We start from the raw sequence: 16,677 nt of genomic DNA on the forward strand, positions 1-16,677 counted from the left end.
CTCCTCTGTTTCACTTTTACACGTATCTCAGACATGCGTCCGAACCCCGAACTTTCCCGAAGTCCGTAATCACGTACCTGTGCAGAAGGAAACCTTTCTTGTAGATCCCCTCTTCATCCACTTTTTGCTCTACGTCTTTCAGCATTCCTCCGGATGCCAGTTCGATGATATCGAAGTTGATGCTGTCCCTGTGGTAATCTCCCTTCATCCCGTACTCTTCCATTATCTTTGAAACTATCTCATAGTTCCAGTGCTCTTTTTCGTCCAGGAAAAGTTCCAGAATCCTGAATTTTAACGGTCGGTTTCCCATTTCACTCACCTCTCAGGGTTTCGAGTTCTCCGGCTTCTTCCGTGAACATGATGAAACTCCCGGCAACACAGAGCGCACCTCCAAGCAGGATTGTCCACTGGGGCACATCCCCGAAGAAGAGGAAGATGAAGATAATGGCACACAGTCCGTAGAGATTTCCTATGCCCTGCCCTCTCCCTACTCCTATCAGGGGGAAAGATTTGTACCAGCAGACATAACAGAAACCAAAGGTAATCCCTGCAAAGATAAGGACCAGCAGGGTCAGAGGCTCAAAGGCCTGGAATGCAAAGGAATACATCGGGAAGCCAACTATTGCCAGAATCGGCACGATAAGGATCCACCAGATTATGTTTTCTCCAACAAACCTGAGGGTCAGCCCCACATCAGGCTCGGCAATGTCAAGTCCCTTACCTGCGATTGCGCCTTCAATTCCCCAGCCGGCAGCTGCCATCAGTCCGCCGAGGTATCCGATCCAGGGCACTTCCCCTGCACCAAGCTCGGTAATGAGCCCGCCGCCAAAGATCGTAATTCCTCCAAGAATAATAACTAAAATCCCGATTGCAGCTCTCTTTGTAATTTTTTCCCCGTACCAGTAATATGCAAGCACGGACCCGATCACAGGATAGAGAAGGGCAGCAACCGCGGCAAATGCGCCGCCGATAAATCCCATTGCCATAAAGGACCCGAGAATCGCAACCGGTCCCCCGAAGATTGAGGCCAGGAAGAACCACTTGGAACAGGGATTGAACTCCTTTAGTGTACGGCCCAGTTCCCCGAATTTTTGCAGCACTCCATTCCAGACCATAAGGGCAAGCATAACCGTAAGTGCATTGAATGCGGTGATCAGGACTGCTGTTACAACCAGGGATACTGCGTCTCCGTTTGTCCCGGCAATGACTCCGAACATTTCGTCAAAGGGGTTCAGCACCCAGACAACAGTGCCCGGCAGATACCAGATTCCCCAGAATACGGCACAGAAAAGGGCCCACATGTACCCTTTACTGATTTTTCGTTTGCTTTCCTGCTTTTTCAAAGCTTTCAGATCCACTCCAACTCCTCCCTTTTATGACCTTATTTATTTTCATGCCCCGATCCGTTTTCATGACCTGATTCTTTCAGGGCAGGATGCCCGGGGGGCAATTCCCGGATGCTCACCCGGAGCGAGCCTTGAATTGCCTTGAATTTTCCCGGAACTTTCCGCTCTTTAATCTTTTTAGAATCCCAATGCCGCTTTTATCTTGTTCACCGCGTCAGTGGCATTTTCCCCGTAGATGTTGGCCCCTATCTTGTCAGCCCAGTCCTGGGTAACCGGAGCGCCCCCGACCATTGTCCTTACCTGGTCGCGGATGCCTGCTTCTTTAAGCTGTTCCTCGATCTGGATCTGGTTAACCATGGTGGTGGTCATGAGGGCAGAGCTCGCAACGAATTCAGGCTTGATTTCCTTTGCCTTTTCAATGAAAGTCTTGATGGGCACGTCTCTTCCGAGATCAATCACTTCAAAGCCTGCAATGTTGAGCATGGAAGCAACGATGTCCTTTCCTATGGAGTGTATGTCCCCTTCGATGGTCCCGATAACGATTGTTCCTTTTTTCTCGGTTTTGGATTTCCTTCTCTCCATCTCCGGCTTCATAACTTCGATTCCTGCTTTCATTGCCTCGGCTGCAGCGAGCACGTGGGGAAGGAACACTGCCCCCTGTTCAAACTGTTCTCCTACTTCCTGCATGCCTGCCGTAAAGCCGTGCTCGATGATTTCTACAGGGTCGACTCCTTCCTTGAGGGCCTCATTTGCTGCTTCTTCTGCCATTTCCTCATCATATTCGGTAATTGCTTCTTTTGCTTTGGCGATGATTTCTTCTTTGCTTGCCATTTTTATCCCTCCCTGAAGGCCTTGTCAGCTCTGTCCACGACTGCCTGCATGTCCTTGAGGATGTCGGCGTCGATTGGTGGGACCTCATGGTGTTTCAGGACGTCCATGACCTTCTCGTTTGCCACAGCTGCCAGGTCCTTGGAGCCTGCGTGCTCCCAGTCCCCGAACATCATCCTGTCGATGAGCATCGGGTCTGACGGGTAGTCTACAAGCTTCCTGGTCTGCTTGAGGGCGAGGAAGTTGTTTCCTATGCCTACTTTCTGGATGGATTCGACTGCAAGGGTTTCGGTGTTGACCGGGATTCCTTTCATTGCCTTCTTGGTCATCTTGATGATGTCGTTGTCGATTACCAGCTGTTCCATGGAGAATGTCATACCAAGCTCAAGCATCCCGGCTCCGTAGAGGGTGTTTGCACCAGAGAGAGCTGGAAGGAGACAGGTCATGGTCTTTTCGTGCCCTGCCTGGTCGTCCGGAACCTTGGCGTCAGACTAAGTGCCTGCCACGAATGCAGGAAGACCGTAGAACTGTGCGAGTTTTGCGACAGCTCCACTGATCAGGCCAAGTTCAGGCGATCCGACAGGAGCAGTACCCTTCTTCAGATCGAAGGTCGTGGTGGAACTTCCGTACCAGACTGCTGATCCGGGCACTGTGAGCTGGGCAAGCACGATTCCGGAAAGGACTTCGGCATTGTGGGTCACAAGCGTCCCTGCAAGGTATACGGGAGATGACCCTCCGGACATTGCCATACTCAGGACGTTTACCGGGATTCCCAGGCGGGCACCTTTGATGATAACCTGGCAGGCGTTGACACTGAGTTCCAGCGGGCTTGTCGGGCAAAGTAGCATGGAGAAGATTGGTTTTTGCCGGGCTTCTTCTTCGTCCCCTCCGTAGAAGGCCTTTGCGATGTCCCAGTAGTACTCCACGTTCTCGCCCACGGGATCGATGTGGTGGAAGTGTTTCTGAGTGTTGGTTAACGGAGTGAATGTCTCGTGAACGTCCTGGGCTCCTTTGCCTGCCCAGTCCCTCGCCGAAACCGGCAGGGAGTAGTAGTCGATGTTTTCTGCCCAGTCACAGAGTTTTGCGATATCCGCAATGTCCTGCTCCACGGAGTCCACGGTTACGTACTTGCCGTCCTGGAACCGGCACATCTTGACCCCTGTGCCGAAGCAGGTCCAGTGTACCTTTCCTCCGGCTTCCTGGACAGTGTTGTACTTCTTGTCGCGCCCCCAGAGTACGAACCTGGACGGTGCGAGCTGAAGAGCTCTTCTTACCAGGTATTCCGGAATTTTAACGACCTGGGTCTTCTCATTGACCTCACAGCCGTTTTCCTTGAATAGCTGCCTTGCTTCAGGGTCCGAGACCTGGATACCCGGGTTCATTAAGACTTCCATTGTGGCGTAGTGGATTGCCTTGAGCTCGTCTGCGGTAAAGAGGTTCAGTTCCACGCCCTCAAGATAATCGAATCCTGCAAATGCGTTACATTGTGCCATTTTCTCTCTCCTTTTTCATCGGATTTTCTTCTTATTTCCATTCGGTTCTTATCTGCGGCAGGGCAAGTCTCTGGATTGTATAGTCTCTGGATTGTATAGCCTGAGCTACCGGTATCAATTATATTTTTCAAAAAGTTCCTCCGGCCCCCACTTACGTGATTGTACAGGAGAACCTGTGGAGCTTTTCAACGGAATCCCACTTCCCTTTACGGATTTGCCCCTTTCTCCCGAATTTCATCGGGAAATATTATAATATTTAATCTATTTTTATTTTATCTATTCGTGTATATATGTTTTCCTTATATTTTTTTCTTGAATTTATTTCCGGAAACAATTCTCTGGTTTTCGATTTATGCGATCTGTTTCCTGAAGAGGTCACAGGAGTTTATCTTTGTATCGAGCAGCTTCTCGATGTTCATCTTTGCGGCAATGCCCTTTGCTGCGCCTGCCACGGAGGTGATTACACCGATGTCGAGTTCTTCACGGAGTTCGCGCATGATGTGCTCGTCCGAGAGGTCCAGGGTGCTAACGCCGAGCTTCTTTGCGACGTATTCCTTGGCTTCACCGATTCTCATTTTCTTTGAAAACTCCATCCTTGCTACAAGGTCTCCTGCTGCTCTGATCCCGGTCATCCCGGAAGCCATGATGTGGGAAATCGGCATACCCATCGGGTCGCCGACTCCGATCTATATGCCGTCTACGCCTGCAATCTCGACCATTGCCTTGCTTGCCCTGGTCACCGCATCGATGGGCGGGGTCTCAAGCATCGGGATTCCACCTACACCCATTCCCATGTCCACATGACAGGGGATTGTGGATGCTTCCACGGCTGCCTTCATGAAGGTGACCGCGCGGCCCAGGTTCCAGGGAGAGGTCTTGCTGGTATTGGTGTTGCATACAGGCCCGAAGACGCTTGCTCCCGCCTTTGCGGCAAGGGGTGCCTGCTGGTGCGGCCAGAGACCTGCAAGGGTTGTGCCGTCGTACTTGAGTTCCCCATGCATCCCGAGAACGCATTCACCTGCCATGCCGGCTTCGATGTAGATGTTCGGGAATTCTTTCCGAAGAGCTTCGATTGCGTGGAGGGATCCGAAGAAGTCTCCGTCTCCTGCTGCCCCGATGGTATCGAAGTTCACACCGTCGGACCCGCTTGCCATGAGCCTCTGCATGATCCAGATGGTGTCCCTGGTGAGGTGCTCTGCGGCATGTTCCATGGAATCCCAGGCTTCCTGAATCTTGAAAGCTTTCATGAGGTCTCCGGGATTTTCGAAGGGACCGTCCGGAGTGTAGTACAGGCCCATGTTCGGCATTGCCCCGTAGAAGAGTGGAACGATCATGTTTTGCTGGCAGACTTCCATTGCCTGGCACTCGTTTGAGATAACAGGCTTAACAGGCTTGTAACTGTAGTCAATGTGACCCAGTTCCATGGTGTCGGCGCCAAAAGCCCTCTCGTGCATCATGCACCCGACAAGGCGGCTGGAGGGAATGCCTACGCCGCTGTTCCCCTGGTCCCCGTCAATCCTGAGGGTCCCGATGTCGTGGGTAACAGGCACTTCCATGCCCTGTTCCACACTTACGGTTTTACCCGGCATCATCAGGATTTCTGCGACCTTGTCGATTTCATTCCCGCTGAGAGCAGGGATTTCTCCCAGGTCTGCAGCGTCAGCAGACCCCGCTTCAAGCTCCTCCAGAATTTTTTCTTTGCTCAGGAAGATCCTCTTTCCGTCTCCCATTCTCAACGCATATTCCGTTGCCATTTTCTTTCACCTCCTTTTTGAAAATAAGGTTCATTACTTCCCGACTATGAGCTCCTTTGCTTTTGCAACGGCTTCGCTTGCGTTTTCGGCATAACAGTCTGCGCTTATCTTGTCAGCCCAGGCCTGGGTTGCAGGGGCTCCCCCTACCATGACTTTTACCTTGTCTCTCATTCCTTCTTCCTTGAGGAGCTCGATCACTTCTTTCTGCCCCGGCAGGGTGGTGGTCATAAGGGCAGAGAGCCCTATCATGTCAGCATTCACTTCTTTTGCTTTGTTCACGAAATCCCGGATCGGGACATCCCGGCCGATGTCGTGTACTTCGAAGCCTGCGGATTGGAGCATCGTTGAAACAATCGACTTCCCTATGTCGTGCACATCTCCTTCCACAGTCCCGTTCACGATGACGCCCAGTTTCTTTTTCTGTTCCCCTACCGGCATTTCGGCCTCAAGTACCTGGACCCCTGCCGTCATGGCGTCTGCGGCCATCATAACGTGTGGCAGAAAGAGTTTTCCCCTCTCAAAAAGGGTACCTACCTCGTTCATTCCGGCTGCAAGCCCTTTTTCGATAATTTCGGATGGTTCCATCACCCCTTTTGCCTTTTCTACTGCCTCAAGTACCCTGTCTTTTTTGCAGGATATAATCGCATCTGAAAGTTCTTGAATCAGTTCTTCTTTGCTTGCCATTTTAAACCCCCCTTTCAGGCTGATATCATTCGGGCGGGAATGCCTCAATGGTTCTGTATGCCTCACTCAGATGTCTTACTGACTCAGTGTGACTAGCTCGTATGATTGCCCTCTAAAGTCGTGAGGATCTTCCTGCCTTCCCGTTGTTCAGTGTTTTTGCCAGGACCCGGCTTTCCAGTCCGGCTCTATAGTTTCCACTAAGATGTGCGCTGGCTAATTTCTGGTCCGGTATCATCCCCCTCTCTATCTGTGATATCTGATTGCCGGCGAATTCTTTTTACGAACCGGGGTTTTCTGCCCGTTTTCTTAATATATTGTGGTTCTTCCGATTCGTTTTCCTTATGTCCCTTGATGGCCTTCTGTCAAAAGATTGTGCCGGAAAGTTCCGTTTTTCCGGGCTTTTATTCTCCCTGTTTAATATCTTTAGGATCAATGTATTTATTTATATTCTTCCTAAATTTATTTTTTAACAATATATTTTTATTTAATCTGTAAAAACGAGATCTAACTGCTTCTTTTCTGGATTAAGCAGCTTCTGAAAATAAGATCCCTGAAATATGGGTTGAATTGAAAGTGAATGTAAAAATATGCAAATATAGGTGGCAAATGTAAAATGAATTGCCGGAAATTTTCCGGATTGCGGACAGCAAATGGGAAGTTTTTCTGGATATAGGCTGAAAAAAAAGAATTTGCCTGGATATATGCCTGAAAACAGGACCATTTTTCCCAAAGCTAAGCTGGTAATAAGGGGGCTTTCCGGTCTCCAGGCCGATAGTTGGGGGTTTTGAAATTTTAATAAGGTAGTTAAAAAAGTAGTAAAAAAGGTAGGTTAAAAAAGTAGTAAAAAAGGTAGTTAAAAAAGTAGTAAAAAAGGTGGTTAAAAAAGTAGTAAAAAAGGTAGTTTAATAAGCATCTTCGATTTCCGGGACTTCTCCTCCGAGCATCAGTTCCCCGTAGAGCAACTTCTCAAGGGTTTCTGCTACATATTTCCTTTGCTGGCACTTCTGGATGTCCTCATGCATCCTGAGGTCCGAATCAACCTGAACCCGGAGCAGGGAAAAATGAAAGGCTTTTTCGTTCTTAATCTGCATTGTGTAAAAGGTTTCCAGCATGTAAGGGAGTTTCAGGGGCTCTTCGATGGTTTCGCATAAAAGGAGCATTTCTTCAGGGATGTTTTCCGTGTGGCAACTAACGTCCTTTTTGCCTGTGATCAGCCGGAGGTTTTTCTCGGAATACTTTTTTCCAAGGATAGTAACATAGCTGTTTATGTTCTCAACTCCTGTTTTGAATCCCTTCAATTTTAATCGAATCTTTTCCGGCCGGCGGTATGGTATTCGAATTCTTGAGGGGGTGAATAAGGAGAATACTGCCCTCAGGCAAGCATTCCCTTCACGATTATATCTATTGCATCATCTTCTTCGAGGCCGCGGGCCATGAGGGTCTCGACTTCTTTTTTGTCCACACAGCCTATGGCTGCTTCGTGAGTTACCTTTGCTTCAGGGTGGTCGACGCGGACGATGGGTACAGCTTCGGCTTTTGCATTGCCCTGGATAACTTCCATACAGTCCACATGCCCGCGGGCTCTGGGAGCATGGCCTTCGGTGATTCCCCTGAACTCGGATACCGCCTCGTCGGTGATGGCGATCCTGCTCTTTATAACGCTCCGGGCGTTTTCCCCGTTCAGGGAGATTCTTTCAAGGACTTTTATTACATCGTCCTCTTTCCCGTAGACCTTCGTGATCATTTCGCAGAGGGAGTCCTTTTCGGCATCCACGTCGTAATCAAATTCAAGGAGGCCCACTCTTCCGGAAACCAGGGAAAAATTCGTGCAGTAGCTGCCTCCTTCCTCGATCTGTATGTGGGCTTTCGGGAGCACCTGGATGCCGCCGTAAGGTCCGTGGAAGTGGGTTTCGGTGTAGGTTACGGAAGCATTCTTTCCGATTACCATTTCCGCCTCCATTTTGTGGACCACCTTTACCGCATTCGGGAAGGTGCAGTGGGCAACCAGCTCGACCTCGGAATCCTCTTCTGCAACAAAATCCATCTTGATTTCCTGTATTCCGTCTTCCGGGATCAGCCCGAAACAGAGGTGGACAGGGTGGGGGATTTTGTACCCTTTCTTAATGGTCATCTTGATGTCCACACCGTTTTCGGTTTCCTGCTTTTCCAGCACAATCCCTTCGGTTTTGTTTGCGCTGAGCACCTTGTTCCCGCTTACAACAAGGCTGGAAATTTCATGGTTATGCAGGACTTCCACATCTCCCCCGGCTACGGTATAAGCTGCGGTCATATCTTCCGTATCTTTGGAAAGCATGTCCAGTTTTGTAAGGGTCATCATCAATTCTCCTTCAGGGGATATACCCTGTTGTCACAGGGGATGCACCTGTTTTTGAAAAATTCACTGATCTCCAGGGGGTCTCCGCTTCTCAGGATCACCCCTTCACACATGAGGGATGCTTTGTCCGAGGCAGCGGCGATTTCTTCCCTGTGTGTGATTACAAGCACCGAAGAGCCGTTTTCCTTGAGTGCCCTGATCAGGTTTACAATTTCCTTCAGGGAGACCACGTCGATTCCCGAGTCAGGTTCGTCGAGGATGGCAAGTCTCGGCTTCATGGTGATGATGGAGGCAAGTTCGATCCTCTTCCTTTCGCCTCCGCTGAGGGCTTCCCCTACTTCCCTGTCCAGATACTTTTCGGGGTTCAGGTCAACTTTGCAGAGGGCATCTCTTATCTCTTCTTCCGTGATGCCGCCGTTGTCTCTTGCTCCGATTGCAAGGTAGTCCCTGACTTTGAGCCCTTCGAAGCGGGCTGGTTCCTGCCAGGCAAGGGTTATGCCTTTTTTTGCACGGTCCGTGATTGAAAGTTCCGCGATGTTTTCCCCGTCAAAAATTACGCTGCCTTCATTTTGTTCATAGCCCTGAAGTCCCATCAGGGTATAGGCAAGCGTACTTTTTCCCGCACCGTTTGCACCAATGATACTGTGGATCTCCTGGTTTCCAACTTCCAGGTTGACCCCACGCAGGATTTTTTTTCCATCACGGCATAATTCCAGGTTTTTTAAGGTTAGAATATATGACACCTCTAGCAATTTTTTTAATTTGCACATTGCAGCAGTTCCTTGCAGCGCTGCAGGTCCTTAACCGTATTCACATTCATTGCTAGTTTGGGATTATCCAATATCAGATTAAAGTCTTCCTGTTCTTGTCTGATATTCGAACTGTCCAGAATGTTTACTCCCGTTGGCACGATAAGTTTTCCTTCCTTGTTAAAGACGGTGTCCGGCCTGATGCCTGCTTCCTTGCAGACGTTGATCGGGACATAAACCGAAAGAGCCGGTGTACCGGCTTCCTCATACTTCTTGATAACCGCGTCTATCATTCCTGAATCAAGGAGAGGCAGGTCTGACATGATAATCATTACGGGTCCCTTTGCTCCAGAGGTTTCCACGGCATGGATCATGTCTCCCACATAATTCCCGCCAAAGGTCCGGATTACCCCTACTTCGCCTTTATATCGTTCCTGGAGCATGATCTCGGTCCTGGGAGTGACCGGTGAGACCGCTACGAAGATCTTGTCTATATTCTTTGCGGCCTTCAGGGTATCAATCACGTAAGAGATAAGTGGTTTTCCAAGTAGTTCTATACAGGGCTTTTCCCCCATCCCGAGCCTCTGGCCCAGTCCCCCTGCCATTACAATAGCGTCCATTCAAATCCTCCCGGGTTTCCGTTTATAGATAGTTTCAGGATAACTGCGATAGTAATCAGGGCGACCACCCTGCCAATTTCGTTTGCCATACCGATCCCGTCACCGTTCAAGCCCCCGAAATGGGCATAGCTCCGGTTCAGGAGCACAAGGGCTGAGCCGCAGGCTGCAAGGTACGGAAGCAGTCCGATGAACCCCATGGCCAGGAAACATACAACCGCTCCGAAGACAAAGCCTATAATAAAATTCTTTTTAGTTGCGCCGTCTATGGTCATGCTTCCAAGGCCTGGATATGCCTGGTCTCCCTGAGGGGGTATGGGCTTTCCGAATGCTGCAATGGTGAGCATGGACTGTTTGGCGCTGACCTCTGCTATAAACAGAGCTAAAAACATTAGCAAGGGCAGCCCGGGTCCGAAAGTAGCTATGCCTTCGACCTGAACAGCCCTTATTGAAGCGTAGAACACTAACAACAAAAGAATACAGGAAGATACTCCTCCGGTTCCGAGGTTTGTATCTTTCAAAGCCTTTATTTTCTTTTCAGGGGACCCATGGGCCATGAAACCGTCCCCGATATCCGTGACCCCGTCAAGGTGGTTGAAGCCTGTAAGATAGTATGTTAATGCCATAATCAGGGCGGCGATAATCGTATTAGGTAAAACTGCCTGCCCGATATATGCGGCTGCCCCGATAAGCAATCCGAGCACGGCTCCCACAACGGGGTAAAAATAGATTTTTTTCATAAGAGCGTCGATTCCTTCCATGCTGATGCCCACTGGAATCGTGGAAAGGAAACCAAAGCCCGACTTAAAAGCAAGTAGATAAGAATTCATCTGCTTCACCGTCCGTTTTTTCAGTCACTGCTCTCACAGTCAGCCATACCTCGCGAATACATGTTGGAAGATACCCCTCCGATCACCCCTCCTATCACGTCATCCATGAAAGGCCCGAGCTTTGCAAGGATTCCCGGTTTTTGCTTATCGAACCTCACGAATTCAAAAGTCCCTTTGGACCCGCTAATGTAGTTAGCGATGCTGTTGCCCAGCACCTCGTCTGCGATGATAAAAGACAGGTCTTTTTCATAGGACTTTTTGCTAAGGTTCGGAAGGGTCCCTGCTCTGCCTTCTCTTTCCAGCAAAATCCCCGAGTAGATCAGGAGGCAGAGGTTCGGGTCCGAAAGGGCGAATTTGAGTTCCCTTTTAAACAACGCCTCGGCTTTTTCCCTGGTCTCGAGCCCCGGGTGCGGGACGTACATTTCGAGAGCCGTATCTGCAAGGTCCTGTACGCTGATGCCTTCTTCTGCCAGAACGTCGAGGATGTCAATAGTAGCTTTTTCCTCTATCTGTTCAGGCTGCCCTTTTTTCAGGTCCCTCTCCTCAATATCGGATAACTTCATAATGATCACTTCGAGAGTTCTCAAAACGGTTGATATAAATTTTAATGTTTATTCCGGTTTATATTTCAAAACGGTTGGTATCCGCTTAAATGTTTATTTTGGCTGATTTGCCAGTTGACATCTCAGGTCTAAATAAATGGATTCTACAATGTCAATAATTGTCAGGAATTTCTGTTGGGGGTACATGATCCGAATTTCCTGAACCAATTGAAATCCCGGTTCTTCCGCAAAAATTCTGAACGGGCTCATCCCGATTATTCACAGTGTTACGATATCCGGGTAAACAATCTTCAGGTAAATAATATTCCGATAAACAATCTTCAGGTAAATAATATTTCGATAAACAATCTTCAGGTAAATAATATTTCGATAAACAATCTTCAGGTAAATAATATTTCGATAAACAATCTTCAGATAATATTATCCTGGTAAACACTATCCGGGTTCAGGGTCACAGATACAGAATCGCTGATAGCTGGACGCAAAGGATCTGGATCACTGCCGCAAAGACGGCAAGTGAGAACCCTGATGCGATTGCTATCAATTGGGATACCCTTTTTATATCCTTTACTTCCGTGGGAGAATACGCTGCCCCAAGCACATAATTGTCGGGTTTTTCGAGCTTCACCCCGAGGGCCCCGGCAGTGGCTGCCATTGGATATCCTGAATTTGGAGAAGGGGTCTTTGCCCCGTCTTTTATAGCGCTTTTTATGCTTTCCAGAGGGTTTACTTTTCCTTCGTTTCTCGGGATCAGAGCAATAAAAAAGGCTGCAATAAGGATAAAAAACACGGAAATACGAGCAGGGATCCAGTTGAGCACATCGTCGGACTTTGCCGAAAAGTATCCGAGTTCCCTGTATGGTTCGGTTTTGTAGCCTACCATAGAGTCAAGGGTATTTATGGCTTTGTATGCGTATGCGGCTACTAACCCGAGCTCCCCGAAAAGGGCGTAATAGAATATCGGGCTCAGTATGCCATCTACGAAATTCTCGGAAACAGACTCTACAACTGCCGATGACATCTGGGTCCTGTTCAGCTTTTCAGGGTCCCGGCTCACGTAGATAGGGAGCAGTTCTCTGACCGCTTCCAGCTTTCCTTTCTCCAGGTTTTTGTATATGTCCCGGGCCGGGGTGAGAAGACATCGGATAGCAAAGGTTGCTTTCAGGAAGTAAGCTTCGATCAGAAGCCCGAGAATTCCTGGTATCCAGGGAAGGGCAGCAATGTAGATCGCCGAATAACCTATCAGGGCTGCAAAAAGCACGCAGAATAGCGCCATTCCAACCCCGTATAACTTTCTGTGGGTTTTCGGGGCCGCTTTTTTCAGGATACCTATAAGTTTCCCTATCCAGACCACGGGGTGTACGGCTGCCGGTGGCTCTCCAAACACAACATCGAGGGCCGCAGCTAGCAGGAGTACCAGCGCAAGATGTCCGCTGTCCGGAATGATCATAAAATGGGCTCCATCACCTTTTTCCAGGCAACTTTCACGAGCTCTTCGGTATCGCCTTCATGCATGAGGCAGTCCAGGATCTGCTGGGCGATTTCCGTTTTGTGGACAAGGTGGCAGTCTACGCAACTCCAGACCTTCCCGCCCCTGGAACTCTTAATCCATTTCCCGCCTGTCCTTTCGTCCTCACAGGGATAGAATGGACAGAAGCAGAAAGTACAGTTCTGGCCTTCAAAGTGACAGGGGTAGTATTCGCAGGTCTTTCGGCCGCCTATTCCTTCTTCGGCCGCTTTTTCAATCACATGCTGGAGTTCCTGCTTCGCCTGCTCCCTGCCCCATTCGGTAATCACTTCTCCGATTGCGGCTATGAGCTTCTCGTTTTCTTCTGCGGGCCTGACTGCAACTCTTATGAAATCCTTTCCCAGGCACTGGAAGTTGGCACAGTCCCTGACAAGGATCCCTCGGGCTGCCAGGCGCTTGCTTAGTTCCCCTGAGTCAAGCATGAACCCGCTGATATCGACAAAGATATAATTGACGTTTACCTCGCCGACCTCAAAACCCCTGACCCTGTCAAGCTTTGCTTTCAGGAGCCTTCCTTCTTCCCTGATTGCTACTCTTGATTCTTCAAGGTACTGGCTGCAGGCTCCACCTTCCATGTTCAGGAGGGCGGTTCCGATCGCATTTGCGATTGTCCCCAGGTTCCAGGAAAGTCGGGCTGTGTTCAGGATTCCAGCCATTCCGGGAGAAGCAATCCCAAAGCCCATCCTGACACCAGGAATCGCAAAGGCTTTGGTAAGCGAACGCATTACAAAGACATAGTCGTTGGAAGCCGTGAGGTCTGCCACACTCTGGGCAGGGTCAGATAGGTCGATAAAGGCCTCATCAACATAAAGTAAGGTTTTGTGAGCCTTGCAACGCTCTGCAAGGGCTTTCAGCTGGTTTCTTGTGCGCAGTTTTCCGGTGGGATTGTTCGGGTTGCATATAAATAGGATTTTTGCCTTTTCCAGAACTTCGTCCGGAAGGGTTTCAATTTCTTCCTGGGAAGGGTATTCGATCTCAGCCCCCATTATCCGGCATTGCATTTCGTATTCTCCGAAAGTGGGCCAGGGGATGAGGACTTTGTCTCCCTTCTCAATCACACATTCAACGAGGAGCCGGATGATTTCTGTCGAGCCGTTTCCCGGGATGATATTCTCGGGGGATACTCCAAGCCCCACGAATTTGGCTGCGGCTTCCCGGAACTCCAGATATCTGTTGTCAGGGTATTCCAGAATTTTTCCGAGACTATTTTTTATAATCTCATCAAAGTCCAGTCCACTTCCTGGATATTCAAAGGGGCTTCCCAACGGGTTGAAGTTTGCACTAAAATCAAGAATTTCACTTTCGGGAATCCCGTATTTCTCCGAAGTTTCCTGGATAAGCCCTCCATGTCGGCAGGGTTCCAGATTCAGCAGATGCTCCCTTACAGGTACACTTCTTTGCTCTGACACGTTAATCGCAAATATTTACAGTGAATCAGGTATATTAAGTTGTTTATTATATTAGTAGGTTTAAACTTGTCTTTATTTGCTTTGAGGTTGTTTGATCTCGAAAAATATGCCTGTTGGAATCCATTCTACTTTATTTTACAAAATTAATATACTATTTCTGTGTTTATATCTTGTTTTCATGAGTGTTCGATACCCCCTGTTTGCGGGTTTGGGGCAAACATCGAAAAGGTAAAATAGCTTGTTTTTAACTACTACCATTCGAAATCCATTTGCACGTTATTCCATTTATATATTATTTGGTTCACGTAATATTTGGTTCACATAATATTTGGTTCACATAATATTTCATTTACCGATTATTTATCAAAGATAAATTCTATTTACCGGTTGTTTCATTTACCGATAATTTCGTTTAATTCGATCGAATTCAGGTGCTTTTAAAAATGACAGTCAATAGGCCAAGAGGGACCCGGGACTTTTTACCTGCCAATACTTCCCGGAGAAGGTACGTGGAAAGCATAATGAGGGATGTTGCCCGCAACTGGGGCTACAGCGAGGTTATTACTCCCACGTTCGAACATCTGGACCTCTTCACCCTGAAGTCAGGGGAAGGGATCGTAGGAGAACTCTACAACTTCATGGACAAGGGTGGTAGGGCCATGACCCTCAGGCCCGAACTCACGGCTCCTGTCATGCGCATGTATGTAAATGAACTGCAGGCCCTCCCTAAACCCCTGAAGCTGTTCTATTTTGAAAACTGCTTCCGCTATGAGCGCCCTCAAAAGGGCCGTTTCAGAGAATTCTGGCAGTTCGGAGTAGAACTTATCGGGACCAACAAGCCCGACTCAGATGCCGAGGTCATTGCCCTGGCAAATGCAATGTTAAAGGCTGCAGGGATCAAAGGTGACCTGAAAATCGGGAACCTGGCCGTGATCCGCACTATTTTGCAGGAACTTGACCCTGAGACCGTGAGCAAGATAATGCGGCTTGTGGACAAGAAAGAGTATGAGGGGCTCGAATCCTTGCTTGAAGAGATCGATGCCGGTGAAGCCCTGAGATCAAACCTTTTCAGGCTGATCAAACTGGAAGGCAAGGGAATTCTCCCACAGGTAAAGGAAATCGTAGGAAACATCCCGGAACTCGAAAGTTTCGAAAAGACCCTGGAACTCCTTGACGCGTACGGTGTTGAGTATTCCCTGGACTTTGGGATCGCTCGAGGGCTTGATTATTACACCGGAATGGTCTTTGAAGTCTACGGTGAAGGCCTGGGTGCCCAGAAGCAGGTCTGCGGCGGGGGCTCCTACCAGTTGATCCAGCTTTTTGGCGGCGGTGACGTGCCTTCGACAGGTTTCGGGATCGGCTTTGACAGGATCATGGAAATCTGCGAACTTGAGCCCGAAGAACCGAAGAAACTGGTACTGGTCTCAAAACCGGCAACCCACCTGGAAGCCGTCAAACTCGCAAACAAGCTCAGGGAATACGTGCCCGTGTATGTAGACCTGATGGAGCGCAACTTCAAGGCCCAGCTCTCCTTTGCAAACAACATTAATGCCGACTATGTGGTAATCGTGGGAGAAAAAGAAATCGAAGCCGGAAAACTGACCTTGAAAGACATGGAATCCGGAGAACAGGACTCTCTTACGTTGGAAGAAGTTATTGGAAAGGTCTCACGGCAGTAAAGCCGCAGGACTTTTTCTCTTTAATATCTTTTTCGATTTTCTTTGTTTTCTTTATTCCTTCGATTTTCTTTGTTTTTTGTTTTCTTTCGATTTTCTTTGTTTTTTGTCTTCTTCATTTTCTCCGCTTTCTCTGCTTTCTTTTTTCTTTTAATTTTCGTCCCTTTCTTTTTTCCTTCCAACTCTCTTTTAATTACTGAATCTTTTTTGGATGTAAAATTTTTTATATACTTATTGCAAACTTTGTATATTCTTATTCCTTAATTTCAGGGATTCAAAGAGTGGGGTTAGAGTTACGGTTGGTCAGGTTTCGGTTTTAGGGGTATCCATTTCGGGTGACGAGTCTGCAGTCTTCGGACTGCCTTTCAGGCTTTCGGTGGGAGCTTTGCTTTTTGCCGCTCTTCTGGTGCTTTCCTCTATTTTCCTCTCCGGGTTTCTTGAGGATGAAAAGGAACGGGAAGCTGCGGCTGAAGTTTCGAAACTCACAGTTGCGGCCGAACAGCTCTCTCTTCGTGGAGCGGGTAGTGAGGTTACCCTGGAGCTCAGGATCCCGGAAGATGTAAAAGTCGGTTTCGGAGCCCTTCCCGGAAGGGAAGGAGAATGGCCGGCAGATGCCCATAATTATTATTTAAGCATGGGAGGGAGGGTAGGTTTTCACGCCTCATCAGCAAGCTTTTCGGGTCCGGCCATGAAAGGGCCTGCAATTTTGGGTTCCGGACGGCACAGGCTGGTTCTTGAAACTGCTATTGAACCTGAGACTGGGAGGTTATTCGTGCTGGTTTCCGGATCTGAAAGTGAAGGTTTGCAGGGAGCAGATGAAGAAGTAGATGAAGAAGTAGATGAAGAAGCGGTGGGTTGGGTATGA

Annotated in this window: 15 protein-coding genes and 2 pseudogenes; 2 read left to right on the top strand and 15 right to left on the bottom strand. The window is 48.7% G+C overall.

Annotated features, from left to right (window positions below; translation table 11 throughout):
* Positions 1–16: 16 nt before the first annotated feature.
* The 15 genes and pseudogenes from ACSAZK_RS13640 to cobD all read right to left on the bottom strand — a co-directional run bounded on the left by ACSAZK_RS13640 (position 17) and on the right by cobD (position 14,136).
* Positions 17–310 carry a hypothetical protein gene (locus tag ACSAZK_RS13640; protein ID WP_440954639.1) on the bottom strand — a complete coding sequence of 98 codons (294 nt, stop codon included), beginning with the start codon at positions 308–310 and terminating at the stop codon, positions 17–19.
* A 1-nt stretch (position 311) separates the two neighbouring features.
* Entirely contained in the window at positions 312–1,358 is a 1,047-nt protein-coding gene (locus ACSAZK_RS13645) for an EamA family transporter (protein ID WP_440954640.1), read from the bottom strand.
* Positions 1,359–1,523: 165 nt separating this feature from the next.
* Complete coding sequence (locus ACSAZK_RS13650; RefSeq protein WP_440954641.1) at positions 1,524–2,177, bottom strand: methyltransferase cognate corrinoid protein; 654 nt, start codon at positions 2,175–2,177, stop codon at positions 1,524–1,526.
* Between the two features lie 2 nt (positions 2,178–2,179).
* Positions 2,180–3,667 (bottom strand): annotated as a pseudogene (gene mttB / locus ACSAZK_RS13655) ([trimethylamine--corrinoid protein] Co-methyltransferase).
* Positions 3,668–4,017: 350 nt separating this feature from the next.
* Positions 4,018–5,421, bottom strand: a pseudogene (mtbB, locus tag ACSAZK_RS13660) ([dimethylamine--corrinoid protein] Co-methyltransferase).
* A 33-nt stretch (positions 5,422–5,454) separates the two neighbouring features.
* Positions 5,455–6,105, bottom strand: a complete 651-nt coding sequence (mtbC, locus tag ACSAZK_RS13665; RefSeq protein ID WP_440954642.1) for a dimethylamine corrinoid protein MtbC — start codon at positions 6,103–6,105, stop codon at positions 5,455–5,457.
* A 902-nt stretch (positions 6,106–7,007) separates the two neighbouring features.
* Positions 7,008–7,403, bottom strand: coding sequence for a hypothetical protein (locus ACSAZK_RS13670; RefSeq protein ID WP_440954643.1), 396 nt, complete (start codon positions 7,401–7,403; stop codon positions 7,008–7,010).
* 74 nt (positions 7,404–7,477) lie between these two features.
* Entirely contained in the window at positions 7,478–8,443 is a 966-nt protein-coding gene (locus tag ACSAZK_RS13675; RefSeq protein ID WP_440954644.1) for a SufB/SufD family protein, read from the bottom strand.
* Complete coding sequence (locus ACSAZK_RS13680) at positions 8,443–9,183, bottom strand: ATP-binding cassette domain-containing protein (RefSeq protein ID WP_440954645.1); 741 nt, start codon at positions 9,181–9,183, stop codon at positions 8,443–8,445. Before ACSAZK_RS13680 ends, ACSAZK_RS13675 begins: the two co-directional genes overlap by 1 nt.
* Before the next feature lie 14 nt (positions 9,184–9,197).
* Entirely contained in the window at positions 9,198–9,809 is a 612-nt protein-coding gene (locus ACSAZK_RS13685; RefSeq protein WP_440954646.1) for an NTP transferase domain-containing protein, read from the bottom strand.
* Positions 9,794–10,636: an adenosylcobinamide-GDP ribazoletransferase gene (gene cobS, locus ACSAZK_RS13690; RefSeq protein WP_440954647.1), complete on the bottom strand. Its 843-nt coding sequence runs from the start codon at positions 10,634–10,636 to the stop codon at positions 9,794–9,796. The genes ACSAZK_RS13685 and cobS overlap by 16 nt, the downstream gene beginning before the upstream one ends.
* A gap of 20 nt (positions 10,637–10,656) precedes the next feature.
* Positions 10,657–11,199, bottom strand: a complete 543-nt coding sequence (gene cobZ / locus ACSAZK_RS13695; protein ID WP_440954648.1) for an alpha-ribazole phosphatase CobZ — start codon at positions 11,197–11,199, stop codon at positions 10,657–10,659.
* 151 nt (positions 11,200–11,350) lie between these two features.
* Positions 11,351–11,635 carry a hypothetical protein gene (locus ACSAZK_RS13700; protein WP_440954649.1) on the bottom strand — a complete coding sequence of 95 codons (285 nt, stop codon included), beginning with the start codon at positions 11,633–11,635 and terminating at the stop codon, positions 11,351–11,353.
* A gap of 15 nt (positions 11,636–11,650) precedes the next feature.
* On the bottom strand, positions 11,651–12,649 hold the full coding sequence (locus tag ACSAZK_RS13705) for a cobalamin biosynthesis protein (protein ID WP_440954650.1): 999 nt from the start codon (positions 12,647–12,649) through the stop codon (positions 11,651–11,653).
* Complete coding sequence (cobD, locus tag ACSAZK_RS13710) at positions 12,646–14,136, bottom strand: threonine-phosphate decarboxylase CobD (protein WP_440954651.1); 1,491 nt, start codon at positions 14,134–14,136, stop codon at positions 12,646–12,648. Before cobD ends, ACSAZK_RS13705 begins: the two co-directional genes overlap by 4 nt.
* Positions 14,137–14,579: 443 nt before the next feature.
* Here cobD and hisS point away from each other — a divergent pair, with 443 nt between their 5' ends.
* Together hisS and ACSAZK_RS13720 are read left to right on the top strand one after the other, a co-directional pair.
* The gene (gene hisS, locus ACSAZK_RS13715) at positions 14,580–15,815 is read left to right on the top strand and encodes a histidine--tRNA ligase (RefSeq protein ID WP_440954652.1); all 1,236 of its coding nucleotides are present in this window, start codon (positions 14,580–14,582) and stop codon (positions 15,813–15,815) included.
* 382 nt (positions 15,816–16,197) lie between these two features.
* Positions 16,198–16,677: a hypothetical protein gene (locus ACSAZK_RS13720; RefSeq protein WP_440954653.1), complete on the top strand. Its 480-nt coding sequence runs from the start codon at positions 16,198–16,200 to the stop codon at positions 16,675–16,677.

The sequence above is a fragment of the Methanosarcina sediminis genome (assembly GCF_052056915.1).
Taxonomy (GTDB): Archaea; Halobacteriota; Methanosarcinia; order Methanosarcinales; family Methanosarcinaceae; genus MTP4.